General features: G+C 34.0%; 16 protein-coding genes. 13 read left to right on the forward strand and 3 right to left on the reverse strand.

Annotated features, from left to right (window positions below):
• Positions 1-534 precede the first annotated feature (534 nt).
• Entirely contained in the window at positions 535-1,506 is a 972-nt protein-coding gene (locus BUB42_RS13665) for a fasciclin domain-containing protein (protein ID WP_073021375.1), read from the reverse strand.
• 353 nt (positions 1,507-1,859) lie between these two features.
• On the opposite strand from BUB42_RS13665, the gene BUB42_RS13670 reads away from it, so the two are divergent.
• Complete coding sequence (locus BUB42_RS13670) at positions 1,860-2,582, forward strand: toxin-antitoxin system YwqK family antitoxin (RefSeq protein WP_073021554.1); 723 nt, start codon at positions 1,860-1,862, stop codon at positions 2,580-2,582.
• Positions 2,583-2,862: 280 nt separating this feature from the next.
• On the opposite strand, the gene BUB42_RS13675 is transcribed toward BUB42_RS13670, so the two are convergent.
• Positions 2,863-3,240, reverse strand: coding sequence for a c-type cytochrome (locus BUB42_RS13675; RefSeq protein ID WP_396178058.1), 378 nt, complete (start codon positions 3,238-3,240; stop codon positions 2,863-2,865).
• Positions 3,241-3,517: 277 nt separating this feature from the next.
• Between BUB42_RS13675 and mnmA the strand changes: the two genes are divergently transcribed.
• The 4 genes from mnmA (at position 3,518) to BUB42_RS13695 (ending at position 7,757) form a co-directional block, all read left to right on the forward strand.
• The gene (gene mnmA / locus BUB42_RS13680) at positions 3,518-4,705 is read left to right on the forward strand and encodes a tRNA 2-thiouridine(34) synthase MnmA (protein WP_073021379.1); all 1,188 of its coding nucleotides are present in this window, start codon (positions 3,518-3,520) and stop codon (positions 4,703-4,705) included.
• Between the two features lie 64 nt (positions 4,706-4,769).
• Positions 4,770-6,383 carry a S8 family serine peptidase gene (locus BUB42_RS13685; protein ID WP_073021381.1) on the forward strand — a complete coding sequence of 538 codons (1,614 nt, stop codon included), beginning with the start codon at positions 4,770-4,772 and terminating at the stop codon, positions 6,381-6,383.
• A gap of 12 nt (positions 6,384-6,395) precedes the next feature.
• Positions 6,396-7,340, forward strand: coding sequence for an NAD(P)H-dependent flavin oxidoreductase (locus tag BUB42_RS13690; RefSeq protein WP_073021383.1), 945 nt, complete (start codon positions 6,396-6,398; stop codon positions 7,338-7,340).
• A 3-nt stretch (positions 7,341-7,343) separates the two neighbouring features.
• Complete coding sequence (locus BUB42_RS13695) at positions 7,344-7,757, forward strand: hypothetical protein (RefSeq protein ID WP_073021385.1); 414 nt, start codon at positions 7,344-7,346, stop codon at positions 7,755-7,757.
• Positions 7,758-8,117: 360 nt separating this feature from the next.
• Here BUB42_RS13695 and BUB42_RS13700 read toward each other — a convergent pair whose 3' ends face one another.
• Complete coding sequence (locus BUB42_RS13700; protein WP_073021386.1) at positions 8,118-8,555, reverse strand: DUF4268 domain-containing protein; 438 nt, start codon at positions 8,553-8,555, stop codon at positions 8,118-8,120.
• 93 nt (positions 8,556-8,648) lie between these two features.
• On the opposite strand from BUB42_RS13700, the gene BUB42_RS13705 reads away from it, so the two are divergent.
• From BUB42_RS13705 to BUB42_RS13740, 8 genes are all read left to right on the forward strand, one after another.
• Positions 8,649-9,293 (forward strand): NUDIX hydrolase, encoded by a 645-nt coding sequence (locus BUB42_RS13705; RefSeq protein WP_073021388.1) that lies wholly within the window; start codon positions 8,649-8,651, stop codon positions 9,291-9,293.
• An 84-nt stretch (positions 9,294-9,377) separates the two neighbouring features.
• Positions 9,378-10,187, forward strand: a complete 810-nt coding sequence (locus tag BUB42_RS13710) for a lysophospholipid acyltransferase family protein (protein ID WP_073021390.1) — start codon at positions 9,378-9,380, stop codon at positions 10,185-10,187.
• Positions 10,188-10,309: 122 nt separating this feature from the next.
• A complete protein-coding gene (locus BUB42_RS13715; protein ID WP_073021392.1) occupies positions 10,310-11,485 on the forward strand; it encodes a glycosyltransferase family 2 protein in 1,176 nt (391 codons plus the stop codon).
• A gap of 84 nt (positions 11,486-11,569) precedes the next feature.
• On the forward strand, positions 11,570-12,889 hold the full coding sequence (locus tag BUB42_RS13720) for a dihydrolipoamide acetyltransferase family protein (protein ID WP_073021394.1): 1,320 nt from the start codon (positions 11,570-11,572) through the stop codon (positions 12,887-12,889).
• Between the two features lie 263 nt (positions 12,890-13,152).
• Complete coding sequence (locus BUB42_RS13725) at positions 13,153-13,923, forward strand: 3'-5' exonuclease (RefSeq protein WP_073021396.1); 771 nt, start codon at positions 13,153-13,155, stop codon at positions 13,921-13,923.
• Positions 13,924-13,983: 60 nt separating this feature from the next.
• Positions 13,984-14,595 (forward strand): fumarylacetoacetate hydrolase family protein, encoded by a 612-nt coding sequence (locus BUB42_RS13730; RefSeq protein WP_073021397.1) that lies wholly within the window; start codon positions 13,984-13,986, stop codon positions 14,593-14,595.
• Positions 14,595-14,939 carry an Hpt domain-containing protein gene (locus BUB42_RS13735; protein ID WP_073021399.1) on the forward strand — a complete coding sequence of 115 codons (345 nt, stop codon included), beginning with the start codon at positions 14,595-14,597 and terminating at the stop codon, positions 14,937-14,939. Before BUB42_RS13730 ends, BUB42_RS13735 begins: the two co-directional genes overlap by 1 nt.
• A gap of 194 nt (positions 14,940-15,133) precedes the next feature.
• Entirely contained in the window at positions 15,134-16,384 is a 1,251-nt protein-coding gene (locus BUB42_RS13740; protein WP_073021401.1) for a CinA family nicotinamide mononucleotide deamidase-related protein, read from the forward strand.
• The last annotated feature ends 33 nt before the right edge of the window (positions 16,385-16,417 follow it).

Raw genomic sequence — 16,417 nt, forward strand, 5'->3', positions numbered from 1 at the left:
TATTTTCAGGATAATTTTTTAAAAACAACCTGTATATAGGCAATGCCGACTGATATTTAAGGTTTTCTTAAAACTTTCGGATAGCAATGAAAAAAACTGTTTCATATTTATAGTATTAATAATATTTTTTAGCAAACACTCACACCACAATTTGTCACGCTGGAAGCGTCTCAAGGCTCGAGAGCAAATCACATTACATTATTTTCTTATAAAAGATCTGAAAAAAGGCTGTCTCAATCAACCATTAAATTTACTAAAACCATTAAGAAAATTAAGTAACATTAAGTTGAATTAAACCTTAAATTAACTTAACTCTCTTAATGGTTTAAAAAAAACTGTTTAATGTTTGTACTTTTTTTATAATATATTTTGCCAAACACTCACGCCACAATTTGTCACGCTGGAAGAGTCTCGAAGCTCAAGAGCATATCACAAAAAAAGCGGTTAAATAAATCGAAATTTATTTAACCGCTTTTTATAGATTTAAAGTTGTTAAAAAGTTATTACTCTAAAACTTCATACTTTTTGCATTAATTAAGTTCCAGGAAATAATGGCAACAATACTCTGTCAAGTACATGAATTACTCCATTAGCACATTGAACATCAGTTGCTACAATGTTGGTAACTCTAGCTCTTGCATCTCTAATTTTGGCACCACCAGCTAATAAAACTGTAAATGTTTGAGTTGGAGTTAAAATGGGAGTTACTACTTGTCCTTCGGTTAAAGTTGCAGCTAAAACGTTACCGTTTGCAACGTGATATTGCAATACTCTAGTTAAGTTTGCTGATGAAACACTTGCAATTCCACCAGGTGCTAATTCAGTGTTTAAGGCTGTAAAAGCTGCATTTGTAGGCGCAAAAACTGTGAAAGGTCCTGGTCCAGCTAAAATTGTCGTGAATGCAGGTTGTCCAGCACCTGTCAAGGCTCCTACAAGAGAAGTGAAGTTTGGATTTGCAGTTGCATGTGTAACAATTGTGGGTAAGCCAATCACCGCATCTACAACATGAATGACTCCATTAGAAGCCATTACATCCGGAGTTGTTACGCTAGAAACACCATTTAATCTAACTGTTGCACCGGATACACTTACATACATACTTAATGTATTCGTTGCAGATGCAGTTCCTTTACCCAAAGTTTTAATGTATGAAGTTGTTAAACTTGCTGCTTTTGCTTCGCCATTTACTACATGGTTCAACAAAATTTCTTTCAGAGCTGCAACTGGTACGGCATTAATGTCGGCAAAATTATTAGCTCTTAAAAATGTGGTAAAAGCGGCATCTGTTGGGGCAAAAACTGTAAATTTACCTGCTGTTTTTAGAGTGGCGGCTAACTCAGCGCGAGTTAACGCCTGAACTAAAATTTTTAAATTTGGATTACCAACTGCAACTCCTGTGATCGTATTGTCAACAGGTTTTGGTTCGTCGTCATCATTGTCACAAGAGATGAATACTGCAGCAAGAAGAGCCAGAGCGAGTACTTTAAATTTGAATACTTTTTTCATAATGTTTGTTTTAAAAATGATTATAAATAAAAATGTTTCTTGATTGTTTATAAAAGTATTGATAAAGTTAAACAAATAGTAAATTTTTGTGAGTACTTTTACTTTTGTTTAAGTGCTGACTGTGAGTTAATTAACATATAAGTGTTTGTAGACATATTATTTACTGAACTTTTATTTTTAATGATTATTTTTAATGATTAAACATTATCAAAAAAAATTTAATAGGATTATTGTAGTTTCTAGTGATTCTTGTTTGCATTTCTGCGAGAATAAACGAATCCAAAATTAATAAAAGATCATTTTTGTAATAAAAGTGAATTAAAAAAGTTTTTAAACAATAAATGGTACATATTATGAAATTGAAGCGTATAAATACAATAAGCTTATGCTTACTAACATTATTATTACTAATTCCTTTCGTCAGCCACACGCAAACTGATTATAATAAATTGGATAGTAACGGTAAAAAGCATGGATTATGGAAAGGACTATACACCGAGTCCAAAAGGCCTAAGTATGAAGGGACTTTTGAACATGGTAAAGAAAATGGAATATTTAATTTTTTCGATGATACCAAAGCTAAAACAATAATTGCCACAAGAGAATTTAATCCTAAAGATAATTCAGCTTATACTATATTTTACGATCAAAACAGTAATAAAGTGAGCGAAGGGAAACTACTTAACAAACTATTTGAAGGCGAATGGAAGTATTACCATCAGGATTCTAAAACTACAATGACTATCGAAAATTATAATAAAGGAAAATTGCAAGGTTTGCGAACTGTATTTTACGTTAATGGTAAAGTTGCCGAGGAGATTTTTTATAAAAATAATTTAAAAGAGGGTCTTTATAAAAAGTTTACGGAGAAAGGAATTTTATTAGAGGAATCCAATTTCAAGAACGATCTCTATAACGGCACTGCAGTTTTTAGAGACTCAAATGGCGACATTGCATCACAAGGCGAGTTTAGTAAAGGAAAAAAAGTTGAGATTTGGCAGTTTTATCGAAAAGGTAAGTTGGTGAAAGAAGTGAACATGAGTTTGCCCGAGAATTTTTCAAAAAGTAAAATCTGATATTTATTCGCGTTTATAAAATTTGATCGGAGCATAAAGATTTCTCGACAAAGTAATGAGGATAATAAATAGAAAACCTTGTCCAAGATTTGTGAACAAGGTTTTGGAGATAAAAGATAATGAAACAAGTTCGAATGTTGCGAAAGAGCATTAAATATAAAGGGAAACCTTTTAAATTAAACTCTCTGCTTTTGATGATTAAAAATATAGGTTACAAAAGAACTTATTACTTGAAAATTAAATTAGGTTTTACATTTTTTATTTTGGTAAAATTTAATAGTTATTTGCGCTGTTTTAATACCATTGCCCCATTCACCACCGTTTTATTATTCCCCCAATTTGCGTAAACATAAGTAAAAGCACCGGCAATTTGTTGATCACTTAATGCTTGAGAAGGCATAACTCCGTTGTACGTTTTACCATTTACAATAATAGTTCCTTTAAGACCTTTTACAACCCCTTTTATTGCTCTATTTACGTCTTTATTGAGATAATCTGATTTAGCTAAAGGCGGAAACGCGCCAGGAATTCCCAAACCGGTTGGCTGATGGCAAGCAATGCAAACTTGACTGTAAATTTTCTTTCCTTTGTCAGTGTTCTGACTAAAACCGTGAATAGCAACAGCAATCATCGCTATTGAAAAAACAAACTTTTTCATTTTATATACTGTTTTAATTAAATTCATTCGATTTAATATTTAATTACAAATTTGATTTAAAATTAAATCGACGAGTAAAATTAGAGAATACATAAAAGATCGGATGTGATATTTATCATATTTTCATCTAATTAAAAGTGATTTTTATTAAGATTGGATCAGAAGTTTGTTAAGCAAATTATACATTTTTCATACTTATTTTAACATCTTTGGTCGCACTTTTTCCTCGACAAATATTTGTAACTTTACAGCCTTATTAAATTATAATATTTTGAAGATGAAGCGTGTTGTTGTAGGACTTTCAGGAGGTGTAGATTCAAGTGTTGCGGCGTATATGTTGCAGCAGCAAGGATATGAAGTTATTGGTCTTTTTATGAAGAATTGGCATGACGATACAGTAACAATTTCCAATGAATGTCCATGGTTAGAAGATAGTAATGACGCTTTATTAGTCGCGGAAAAATTAGGAATTCCTTTCCAGACTGTCGATTTAAGCGAGGAATATAAAGAAAAAATCGTTGATTACATGTTCAACGAATATGAAAAAGGACGAACGCCAAATCCTGATGTTCTTTGTAATCGGGAAATTAAATTTGATGTTTTCATGAAAATTGCGTTAAGTCTTGGAGCTGATTATGTTGCAACGGGACATTATTGCCGAAAAACTGAAATTAATGTTAACGGTGAAACTGTTTATCAACTCAAAGCGGGTGCCGATACTAACAAAGATCAATCTTATTTTTTGTGTCAATTGTCACAAGAACAACTAGCTAAATCTTTGTTTCCCATAGGTGAACTGACAAAGCCAGAAGTACGTGAAATTGCAGCTCAGATGGATTTAATTACAGCCGATAAGAAAGATTCTCAAGGGTTGTGCTTTATTGGAAAAGTGCGTTTACCAGAATTTTTACAGCAAAAATTACAACCAAAAGAAGGGGTAATTATCCAAATTGATAAAAACGATCCAATTTATACTATTCAAAAACAGGATGATCTAGCTTTAGAGGAAGCTTTACAAGCAGAATCACAAAAAATGCCGTATAGTCCAAATATGGGGAAAGTGGTAGGAAAGCATCAAGGCGCACATTATTTTACTACTGGTCAACGAAAAGGATTGAATGTAGGAGGCACAACTGATCCTTTATTTATCATTGCGACTAATGTGGAAACTAACACGATCTACACGGGATTGACAAGTCAGCACCCTGGACTATTCAAAAAAGCGCTCAAAATTGAAAATGAAGAACTGCACTGGATTCGGAAGGATTTGGCCTTAGCCAATGGAGAAAGCGTTAATTACATGGTCAGAATTAGATACAGACAACCTTTGCAAAGAGCGACTTTACATCAATTTGAAAATGCACTGTACATCGCTTTTGATGAACCTCAATCAGCAATTACAGAAGGACAATTTGCAGCATGGTATTTAAAAGATGAATTGATCGGATCTGGAGTGATTTCTTAAAAATAAGTAATTTTCGATTTATTTTCTTTAATTAATAATAACTCACAAAAAAAACAGGTAGTTTATGAAAAAACAGTACTTCATCTTATTATTAGTTTCCTCGCTAGGATTTGCTCAGCAAGATGCGTGGGTGTACTTCAATGCAAAACCGAGCTCTCAATTGTATTTTAACTCCCCGCTGCAAATGCTTTCGCAAAGAGCACTAGACCGAAGGAGCAATCAAAGTATCGCATTAGATACCAAAGATATTCCTATTGAACCATCATATATTAGTCAGATAAAAGCAAAAACAGGAATTACCGTGTTAGCCAAATCAAAATGGCTTAATGCCATTCATGTCAGAGGCAGCCAACCTAATTTAAATACATTAAAGACACTACCTTTTGTAAGTAAAATTGATTTTGCCGATAAATCTTTAAATCAGTCTGGTAGAATTTCAAAATCTGTTAAGATTAAGCGAGTGAGAAAATCGGAAAATACAAAAATTGACTTTGCTTACGGTAACTCTACAAACCAAATCCTAATGCTAAATGGGCAAGTTTTACACCAGCAAAATTTCATTGGCTCTGGAAAAATTATCGCTGTAATGGATTCTGGATTTCCTGGAGTAGATGTCGCACAACCTTTTCAAAGATTAAGAGATAACAATAAAATATTAGGAGGTTACAATTTTGTGTTGCGAAATTCCAATTTTTATTCCGGAGATTCTCACGGCACATTGGTACTTTCAACTATGGGCGGCTACAAAGAAAATTCATTGATTGGAACCGCTCCAGATGCTTCATACTATCTATTCGTTACCGAAGATGATAATTCCGAAAATCCTATCGAAGAATCCCTTTGGGTTGAGGCAGCGGAAAAAGCGGATAGCCTTGGAGTAGATGTAATTAATACGTCATTAGGCTATTTTGATTTTGATAATTCGTCTTACGATCATACCTACAGTGACATGAATGGCGCCACCACATTTATGTCTCGTGCTGCTGAAATTGCTTTCAGTCGCGGGATGATTGTCGTTGCCTCGGCAGGTAATTCGGGTGCTTCAAGCTCTAATCCTCATATCGCCGTTCCCGCCGATGCCGTTTCGGTAATTGCTGTTGGTGCCGTTAATGCTGCTAAAAACAGAGTTTCTTTTAGCTCAATAGGACCTTCATTTGATCAAAGAATAAAACCCGAAATTATGGCTCAAGGCCAATCAGCGGTTGTTTCTGATCAAGCAGGAAATATTGGACTCGCTAATGGAACTTCTTTTTCTGCACCTATTATGGCGGGAATGATAGCGAGCTTGTGGCAAGCGCTTCCGCAAAAGACAAACCGGCAAATTCGCGATATCGTACTAAAATCTGCAGATAAATTTGCAAATCCTAACAATCAATTTGGATATGGCATTCCTAATTTTGCTCTGGCACTGAACAATAATTTATCTTCAAATTCATTAATCGTCGATGAATTTATCATCTATCCCAATCCAACGGCTGATTTTATTTCAGTGTTGCTGCCACCGCAATTTAAAACGGGTACATTATTTATTTATAATACAAATGGTCAGAAAATGATGGAGCAAACTGTTATTTCAAACTTACCAACAATTTCTCTAAAATCATTAGACAAAGGACTGTATTTTTACAAAATGGAATCCGACAATTTTTCTAAATCAGGAAAAATTATAAAGCAATAAGCATACATTTAAATGAATAAAATTACTGAACTTTTTAAAATAAAATATCCAATTATTCAGGGAGGAATGATTTGGAATAGTGGTTATAAATTAGCAAGTGCCGTGAGTAACGCTGGCGGATTAGGATTGATTGGCGCAGGTTCAATGTATCCCGAAGTTTTGCGAGAACACATTCAAAAATGTAAAAAAGCAACTTCAAAACCTTTTGGTGTAAACGTGCCAATGCTCTATCCCAACATCGAGGAAATAATGAAAATCATTGTCGATGAAGGGGTGAAAATTGTTTTCACATCTGCTGGGAATCCAAAAACATGGACGTCATTTTTAAAAGAAAATGGAATAACGGTTGTGCACGTGGTCAGCAGTTCAACTTTTGCTTTAAAAGCCCAAAACGCAGGAGTTGATGCAATTGTTGCCGAAGGCTTTGAAGCTGGCGGTCATAATGGTAGAGAAGAAACCACAACATTTACGCTGATTCCCATGGTACGAGAAAAAATCACAATTCCGTTAATTGCCGCGGGCGGAATTGCAACGGGCAGAGGGATGCTCGCTGCCATGATCCTTGGTGCCAATGGCGTACAAGTAGGAAGTAGATTTGCCGCATCAATTGAATCATCAGCTCACGATAATTTTAAGGAAACAATTGTAAGTGTAAATGAGGGAGACACGCAACTTACTTTGAAAGAACTGGCCCCGGTTCGATTAATTAAAAATAAATTTTATCAAGATATTCAAGATTTATATCAACGAAATCCAACAAAAGACGAACTTCTTGCGTTACTAGGAAGAGCGAGAGCAAAGCGAGGTATGTTTGAAGGCGATTTAATCGAGGGCGAACTTGAGATAGGACAAATTGCTGGAATTATTGATAAAATACAACCAGCCGCAACAATCATTGAAGAAATGATAACCGATTTTAATATCGCAAAAAAAGACACAATCACATTTGAATTTTAAATAATGACGAGAATTAAACAATTTATTTTACTACTTTTTTTAAGTTTAGGTTTTCAATATTCATTTGCACAATCATACAAGTTTAAAACATCGGGTTTTAGCGTTTTAGAAAAAAACGAACAAGGGAAGTGGGGAAAATGGTCGGATTTGAGTTTGGTTAATATTCTAGTTACATTGGATACAGACAAAAGCCGAATCGTAGTGTACTCTCAAATTATCCAACTATTTGAAATTGTCACTTATCAACCCATTGAGGAAAATGATGCTGATATCGTCTATTCCTTTACATGCATCGACAACGAAGGCGTAAATTGTACTGTTTCAATTGTTACTAGAAAAAAACAAGATAATAGGAAACAACTGTACATAAATTACGGCAACCGAATCATAAATTACAATATTTTCAATATGCCGTAACAACTCTGCTATTAAAATGGAACCGTTTTTACAGCAACTGACAAATGTAAAATGATGTGAAGCTGGAAATTTTCTCTTGAAAGTTCTGTAAAAGTATTTGGGCATTTTCGCCGCGGCGAATTGGGCTTTTCGTTTCAACCTTTTTGTTTTTTCCTCTCAAAAAGGATTTCCACTTCAAATGAAATTCATCGAATTCCTATGGATAATAGTAACTAATGAGATAATCCCTAACGCAAATATCGTGTTGAGAAGAAAATATTAAAATCAAGGACATCTGGCCATTTATTTAGAAATTCCAAAATAATAAAACCGGTAAAGCAGAGGATAATTCAGAAGTTTTTATAGTGTAAATCACAACAATTACACTTCAATATCCTTTATAAAAGAATCATACTCGGAATAAAAAGCCTCTAATGCATTCATTTTTTCATTGTAAAATTCAAAAATCTTATCCCAGTTATTCCGGTTGCTTACGCCAACACCTAGTTTTTCAACCCAAATCCGACTGATGTTTTTGCCGCTTTCTAGTGTGTGTTCTTTTTCAAAAACTAAGTCTTTTACAAATTCTTCTTCAAGAATGTTTTTAAGTGCTTCGAGTTTTTCAAAGTAAGCAATTCTTTTTTCATCACTGCGATGTTCAATGTCTATTAAAACTTGAGCCTTTTTATTATCGACATAAAATTTAAAGGAGAAATCTTTAATCTTAGTATCGTATAAAAGCCATTTGCGCGGAAATTTTTGAGCAAATTCCACCCAAAATTCGCGTTTTAATCGTTGAGTTTCTTCTTTACTATACATTCGTGATATATTTTAGTGCAAGAAAATAGGCTAAATTGTATTTTCTACCTACTTTTAGATTTAAATAATAGTTCGCAAAAATAGACTTTGAATATGGATTTTCAAGAATTTTTACAATTTGTTCCTAAAATAATTGATGTCACCCTTCCCGCATTTCACGCTCATATCAAAATGGCACCCATTCATCGAATGGAAGATTTGGCCAATATGGATTTGAGTAAAAAAAAACCTAGAATTGCCGCTGTATTAATGCTATTTTATCCTAAAAATGAACAAACGCATTTAGTTTTAATACTTCGGAACGCGTATGAAGGAATTCATTCTGCTCAGGTAGGTTTTCCTGGAGGAAAATACGAACAAGAAGATGAAGATTTGATTTTTACGGCATTGAGAGAAGCGCACGAAGAAATAGGAATTAATCCTAAAACAATTGAAATTGTCAAGTCCTTTAGCGAATTGTATATACCACCAAGTAATTTTTTAGTTCACCCTTTTTTGGGAATTTGCAAAAGTGAACTTGTTTTTGTCCCTGATCCAGTTGAGGTTGCAGCTATTATTGAGTTGCCACTTTCTGTTTTTTTAAGTAAAAATACAGTCGTAAAAAGTGATGTAAAAACCTCTTATTCAAATAGTAGTGCCGTGCCGGCTTTTAAAATTGAAAACCACATTGTTTGGGGCGCAACTGCAATGATTTTGAGCGAACTTAAAGAGGTTTTAAAAGAGGTTTTGCCCACTTAAAACAAGTTATACTTAAAGCAGTAAAATCTTCACCGATTATTTTCGTAAGTTTGAAAATTAAATATTTTAAAAAATAAATTAATTATGGGATTGTTGAAACGAAATCCTTTTGGGCACATACTCTTTCTGAAAAAATCGTTAATTCGGATTTTTGGTGTGGTTACGCATCGAAGATATCGAGGATTTAACGAATTACAAATCGAAGGATCAGAAATTATAAGAAATTTACCGGAGCGAAATGTGCTTTTTATTTCAAATCACCAAACTTATTTTGCTGATGTTGTGGCAATGTTTCATGTTTTTAATGCTAGTCTAAGTGGACGAGAGGACAATATAAAAAACGTTGGTTATTTGTGGCAACCTAAAATGAATATTTATTATGTAGCTGCCAAAGAAACGATGCAAGCAGGCTTATTAACCCGTATTATGGCTTACGCTGGAGCAATTTCAGTAGAGCGAACTTGGCGCGCTAAAGGTGTAGATGTAAAAGATAAAAAAGACATCAACCCAGATGATACCGAAAACATCAAAATTGCGCTCAATGACGGCTGGGTAATTACGTTTCCACAAGGAACAACTAAATCATTCAAACCCGTCCGAAAAGGTACAGCTCACATTATAAAACAACATCGCCCTATTGTAGTTCCTATTGTTATTGATGGTTTTCGTCGCTCATTTGATAAAAAAGGACTTCGTATGAAAAAGAAAGGAATTCTTCAATCCTTCATCATTAAAGAACCCCTAGATATTGATTATGACAATGATTCTATTGATGAAATTGTTGAAAAAGTAGAATACGCGATCGAGCAACATTGTTCGTTTCTAAAAGTGATACCAGCTGAAATCATCAAAGAACAAGAGGAATTAGACAAAACACGTAGATGGGAATATTGAAAATTGCAAATATTGGTCTGAGCTTATCTAACTACGTTCATTCGTGATAAAAAATCATTTATAAAATTAACTAAACCATTTACTCTGAGCTTGTCGAAGAGCTCCAACTTCTCATAAAAAAAATGCAGTTATCCGTCATTATTCTCAATTATAACGTTCGCTATTTTTTAGAGCTTTGCATTCTAAGTGTTCAAAATGCACTTCTAGAAATAGACAGCGAAATAATTGTTATCGATAACAATTCACAAGATGATAGTTGTGAAATGATGAAAACGCGCTTTTCACACGTAAAACTCATTCAAAATAGTGATAATTTTGGTTTCTCAAAAGGCAATAATATTGCTGTGGATCAGGCAAAAGGCGAGTACATTTGTATCCTCAATCCTGACACTGTTGTTGCCGAAGATACTTTTATTAAAATTTTGGCTTTCGCCCAAAGGCAAAAAAAATTAGGAATTATAGGTTGTAAGCTTATAGATGGATCTGGAAAATTTTTGCCCGAAAGTAAGCGCGGTGTTCCAACTCCCTGGGTTGCTTTTACTAAAATAGCGGGGATTTATAAATTGTTTCCCAAATCAAAACTTTTTGATCAATACTACGCAGGCCATTTAAATGAAAATCAAACTGGCAAAGTGGATATTCTGGTTGGTGCATTTATGTTGATGAAACGAGATTTATATCTTGAAGTAGGAGGTTTTGATGAAGACTGCTTTATGTATTCTGATGATATAGATTTGTCTTATGTTGTTTCTAAGAAAGGAAATTATAATTATTATTTTCATGAAACAACAGTCATACATTTTAAAGGCGAGAGTACAATAAAAGACGGAACCTACATGAAGCGATTTCAAGAATCGATGAATTTCTTTTATAAAAAGCATCTAAAATCAAATGGTCTAGGATCAGTTTTTTTTGCTGTTTTTATGAAAATTGGTATTGTGTTTTTTTCCTTTGTTCGAAAACTGCGACATCAAAGTCAACAGAAAGTAGACCCCGTTACGTACCACCTATATTCAACTTCTACAGAATTGCAAAATAAATTAGTTTTACTTTTGCAAAAAAAAGTCACTTTACATAATTTAAAAACTGAAAAAGGATTAATTTCGTCTTTAAGTACAAATAATCAAAGTAGCGAAATAATTCTTGATAATGAATTTATTTCTTTTAAAGAATGTATATTATTTCTTGAATTTGCAAAGAATAGTGGATTTACATTTAAGATTAAGCCTAAAAATGCTAATTTTTTAATAGGAAGTAACAATAGTAACGATAGAGGTGAGGTTATTAAAATCGAGTAAAAAAATACATTTAATGTAATTTATATTTGAAATATTTAGTAATTTCGCAAACTGAAAATCAATATCACCTTTTAGGTTAACAATATGGCAAGATTTGAATTAAAACTTCCTAAAATGGGAGAAAGCGTCGCAGAAGCTACCATTACAAACTGGTTGAAACAAGTTGGAGACAAAATCGAAGTTGACGAAGCAGTTCTCGAAATTGCCACCGATAAGGTGGATAGCGAGGTTCCAAGTGAAGTTTCGGGTGTTTTAGTAGAACAATTGTTTGGGAAAGACGATTTAGTTCAAGTAGGTCAAACCATTGCGATTATAGAAACTGAAGGTGGAGAAGTGTCATCAACTGTGGAAGAGTCAGTGTCTACTGAGGTTGTTACTGAATTAACAAAAATGATATCTCCTGAAAGTACAACTGTCAAAGAAAACGCCACATCTAATGACTATTCAGCTACTGAAAAATTCTTGTCCCCTTTAGTTAAAAATATAGCTAAGGAAGAGGGCGTTTCCGTATCAGAATTAGAAGCTATTGCTGGAACAGGAAAAGAAGGTAGAGTGACTAAAAATGATATTTTAGAATATGTAAAAAACAGAACCAATCAGCCAGTTGCTGCTCATCCAATTGCTATAGCTGCACCAGTCCAAAAACCAACTGCTGCTCCAGTGGCTCAAAAAGCAGCGCCAGTATCAGTAAGTGGCGGTGATGAAATTGTTGAAATGGATAGAATGCGCAAACTTATTGCGGGTTACATGGTTGCTTCGGTACAAACTTCGGCTCACGTGCAATCTTTTATCGAGGTAGATGTGACGAATATTGTAAAATGGAGAGAGAAAAATAAAAATGCTTTCGAAAAAAGAGAAGGAGAGAAGTTTACCTATACTCCAATTTTCATGGAAGCTGTTGCCAAAGCCATAAAAGATTATCCGGGAATGAATATTTCTGTTGACGGTGATTATATTATCAAAAAGAAAAATATCAACCTTGGAATGGCGGCTTCATTACCAAATGGTAATTTAATTGTACCTGTGATTAAAAATGCAGACCAATTGAATTTAGTTGGAATGGCCAAAGCGGTAAATGATCTTGGTGGTCGAGCCAAAGCTGGAAAACTAAAACCAGATGATACGCAAGGAGGAACTTACACAGTTACTAATGTTGGAACTTTTGGAAGCGTTTTTGGAACGCCAATTTTGAATCAGCCGCAAGTTGGGATTTTAGCTCTTGGAGCCATACGTAAAGTCCCAGCTGTAATTGAAACACCAGAAGGAGATTTTATAGGTATTCGTCAAAAAATGTTTTTATCGCACAGCTATGATCACCGAGTTGTAGATGGCGCTTTAGGAGGAAGTTTTGTAAAACGCGTTGCCGAATATCTAGAAGCTTTTGATGTCAATAGAGATTTATAAAAAATAGAATTATAAGTACAACCCGACTCGTTTTAAAAAAAACAGTCGGGTTTTTATTTTTTTATTAAAGCTATATTACTTTTCATACAAACGCTTAAATTCTTTTTAGGCATTTTAATTTTACTAGTTTAGTACGCAGGAGGCGTCTCAATCATAAAACTATGTTTTTTTAGAACCCACTTTTTTTCATTAAAACTTTAAATCTAAACTTCATAAAAATTTAAACTCGAATTTCTATATTTGTAATCATACAAAAATTAAAAATGGAACTTAAACTCAATAAACCTATTTGCTTTTTCGACCTTGAAACTACAGGAATTGATATTGGCAAAGATAGAATTGTAGAAATCTCAATATTTAAAGTTTTTCCAAACGGAAATAAAGAAAGTAAAACTTGGCTAGTAAATCCTACGATTCCAATTCCGCCGCAAACTACAGCTGTACACGGAATTACAAATGAAAAAGTAGCAAATGAACCCACTTTTAAAGAGCTAGCAACTCAAGTTCACACGATGATTAAAGACAGTGATTTGGCTGGATTTAATTCAGATCGATTTGATATTCCATTGTTAGCAGAAGAATTATTGCGTGCCGGAGTAGATTTTGACATGAAAGGGAAAGTTTCAGTAGATGTTCAAACTGTTTTTCACAAAATGGAAGAGCGTACTTTGGGTGCTGCACTCAAATTTTATTGCGGAACAAAATTAGAAAATGCACATTCAGCAGAAGCAGATACGATGGCGACTTACGAAATTTTAAAAGCGCAGTTAGACCGTTATCCAGAGTTGGAAAATGATATGAAATCCTTATCGGAATTTACGACAAGAAAGAAAATTGCTGATTTTGCAGGAATGATTGCTTTTGACAAAGACAACGAAGAGATTTTTACTTTTGGAAAACACAAAGGTGTCAAAGTCGATAAAATTTTGGAAACAGAACCAGGATATTTTAGCTGGATTCAAAACGCTGATTTCCCCTTATACACAAAGAAAGTACTGACCGCTATTAAACTTAGGAAATTGAATACTAAGTAAAAAATGCTCAGTGTTCAGTGCTCAGTTTGGCTGAATACTGAACACTAAACACTGAACACTATGAAAATAATCTGCATCGGTAGAAATTACACCAATCATATAGAAGAATTAAATAACGAAAGACCTACTGAACCTGTTGTTTTTATGAAGCCGGATTCAGCAGTTTTATTGAAACAACACCCATTTGTAATTCCTGAATTCTCTAATGATGTGCATCACGAAATAGAGCTTATTGTAAAAATTAGTAAAGTAGGGAAATACATTGAGCCCAAGTTTGCGCACAAATATTATGACGAAATTAGTGTTGGGATTGATTTTACGGCGCGAGATTTACAAGATAAATTAAAATCAAAAGGTTTGCCTTGGGAAAAAGCTAAGGCTTTTGACGGTTCAGCGGTTATAGGTGACTTTTTACCGAAAAATCAGTTTAGCTCGCTAGAAAATATTACATTTGAGTTACACAGCAATACTGAAATAGTACAAAAGGGCAATTCAAATCTTATGCTGTGGAAAATTGATGAGTTAATTTCGTACGTTTCTCAATATTTTACATTGAAAATCGGCGACATTATTTTTACAGGAACACCAGAAGGAGTAGCGGCGGTTAAGCCAAATGATATTTTAGAAGGCTTTTTAGAAGGACAACAATTATTTAGAATACAAATAAAATAATGGCAATACATTATAATCTTTCAAAAGTGTACGCACTTTCGGACAACGACCCAGAATTTGTAAATGAAATTCTCACACTTTTTGTATCAGAAGTTCCCGAGGATTTACTACAAATCAAAGAAGGAATCAAGAAAAAAGACCACAAACATGCTTATGCTTTTGCTCATAAAATTAAACCAACGTTGGATTTGATGGGTTTGAAAATGGCTTTTGAAGAGATTCTGCAAATTGAAGCATGGACTAAAACCGAAGGTAAAAAGAAAGATATTAAAGAGACTTTTAAGAGTGTAAAAACGCAAATTAAAGAAGCCGTAAAAGAAATCAAAAAAGATTTTGATTTGTAGTTTTTGGGCGTGACCATTCTTCCACTAGCGTTACAGCATGGTCGGGCTATGCGTTACAATCTTTTTTTATTCCGCTATTGCTCCATAAAAAAAGGATTTTCACTACTATCCCTCACGCAAAAAGAGAAATGTGCTTCGTAAAGCCGTTTCTCTTTTTGAATTTCTTAGAATTTTACAATTTTAAATAACAAAAAATGAAAGCAACCATAGTTACAATTGGCGATGAAATTTTAATAGGCCAAATTGTCGATACTAATTCGGGTTTTATCGCTAAATCACTTGATAAAATTGGTGTCGAAATCAATGAAATGCTTTCAATAAGCGATGATAAAAAGCATATTTTAGATACTTTTGCAAAACTTCAAAACACAGTAGATTTGGTCGTCATAACTGGTGGATTAGGGCCAACCAAGGATGATATTACAAAAAAAACTTTTTGTGATTATTTCGAGGATAAGCTTGTTGTCGATGCAAAAGTTGAGCAACATGTGATTGAGCTAATTGAGCGGGTAATGAATAGACCTGCTTCGCAAATCAATAAAGATCAAGCCCTAGTTCCTTCAAAATGCACCGTACTCCATAATCAAGTGGGGACAGCGCCAGGAATGTGGATGAAAAAAGAAAACACTGTATTTATTTCATTGCCTGGAGTACCTTATGAAATGAAATATATAGTCGACCAAGAAATAATTCCAAAGATTGTGCGCGAATATGACCGTCCTTACATCATTCACAAAACAATCATCACTTACGGTCAAGGCGAAAGTCTAGTAGCGGAACGAATTGAGGATTGGGAAAATAACCTTCCAAATTTCATTAAATTAGCGTATTTACCAGCCCCAGGAAGAGTGCGGTTACGACTTTCAGCTCGAGGAACAGACAAAAAAATATTAGAAACTGCATTGGATGAAAACGTGAGTTCATTAAATGCAATAATCAATGATATTATCTTTGGGTTTGATGATAATGAAACCATAGAAGTGGTTTTAGGTCAATTAATGACCCAGCAAAATAAGACAGTTGCAACTGCCGAAAGTTGTACGGGTGGAAAAATCGCACAACTTTTAACTTCCGTTTCGGGAGCTGGTACATATTTTAAAGGTGGAGTGGTTTCTTATGCTACTGAAGTGAAAATTGAAGTTTTAGGCATTGATGAGAGCTTGATTAATGAACATTCAGTAGTAAGTGGCGCGGTTGCTTCGGCTATGGCTTTGAGTGTTAAAAAGATGATGAAAACTGATTATGCAATTGCTACAACTGGAAATGCAGGACCATCAAAAGGAGATTCAAATGCTGAAATTGGGACCGTTTTTATTGCATTGGCAACGCCAACGGAATTAATTGTTAAAGAATTTAATTTTGGTCAACCACGTGAAAAAGTGGTAGATAGAGCTGTAATTAAAAGTTTGGAGCTTTTACAGAAAGAAATTTTAAAAAATGTATAATAATATTGTTGGTTTATAGGTTTATTTTTCTTT

This window comes from Flavobacterium micromati, from assembly GCF_900129585.1.
In the GTDB taxonomy this organism is placed as follows: domain Bacteria; phylum Bacteroidota; class Bacteroidia; order Flavobacteriales; family Flavobacteriaceae; genus Flavobacterium; species Flavobacterium micromati.

Coding starts and splice junctions, on each gene's coding strand:
- BUB42_RS13720 (WP_073021394.1), top strand. CDS start 11,570: ATGGCAAGATTTGAATTAAAACTTCCTAAAATGGGAGAAAGCGTCGCA.
- BUB42_RS13705 (WP_073021388.1), top strand. CDS start 8,649: ATGGATTTTCAAGAATTTTTACAATTTGTTCCTAAAATAATTGATGTC.
- BUB42_RS13690 (WP_073021383.1), top strand. CDS start 6,396: ATGAATAAAATTACTGAACTTTTTAAAATAAAATATCCAATTATTCAG.
- mnmA (WP_073021379.1), top strand. CDS start 3,518: ATGAAGCGTGTTGTTGTAGGACTTTCAGGAGGTGTAGATTCAAGTGTT.
- BUB42_RS13670 (WP_073021554.1), top strand. CDS start 1,860: ATGAAATTGAAGCGTATAAATACAATAAGCTTATGCTTACTAACATTA.
- BUB42_RS13665 (WP_073021375.1), bottom strand. CDS start 1,506: ATGAAAAAAGTATTCAAATTTAAAGTACTCGCTCTGGCTCTTCTTGCT.
- BUB42_RS13730 (WP_073021397.1), top strand. CDS start 13,984: ATGAAAATAATCTGCATCGGTAGAAATTACACCAATCATATAGAAGAA.
- BUB42_RS13715 (WP_073021392.1), top strand. CDS start 10,310: ATGCAGTTATCCGTCATTATTCTCAATTATAACGTTCGCTATTTTTTA.
- BUB42_RS13710 (WP_073021390.1), top strand. CDS start 9,378: ATGGGATTGTTGAAACGAAATCCTTTTGGGCACATACTCTTTCTGAAA.
- BUB42_RS13685 (WP_073021381.1), top strand. CDS start 4,770: ATGAAAAAACAGTACTTCATCTTATTATTAGTTTCCTCGCTAGGATTT.
- BUB42_RS13675 (WP_396178058.1), bottom strand. CDS start 3,240: ATGAAAAAGTTTGTTTTTTCAATAGCGATGATTGCTGTTGCTATTCAC.
- BUB42_RS13740 (WP_073021401.1), top strand. CDS start 15,134: ATGAAAGCAACCATAGTTACAATTGGCGATGAAATTTTAATAGGCCAA.
- BUB42_RS13700 (WP_073021386.1), bottom strand. CDS start 8,555: ATGTATAGTAAAGAAGAAACTCAACGATTAAAACGCGAATTTTGGGTG.
- BUB42_RS13735 (WP_073021399.1), top strand. CDS start 14,595: ATGGCAATACATTATAATCTTTCAAAAGTGTACGCACTTTCGGACAAC.
- BUB42_RS13725 (WP_073021396.1), top strand. CDS start 13,153: ATGGAACTTAAACTCAATAAACCTATTTGCTTTTTCGACCTTGAAACT.
- BUB42_RS13695 (WP_073021385.1), top strand. CDS start 7,344: ATGACGAGAATTAAACAATTTATTTTACTACTTTTTTTAAGTTTAGGT.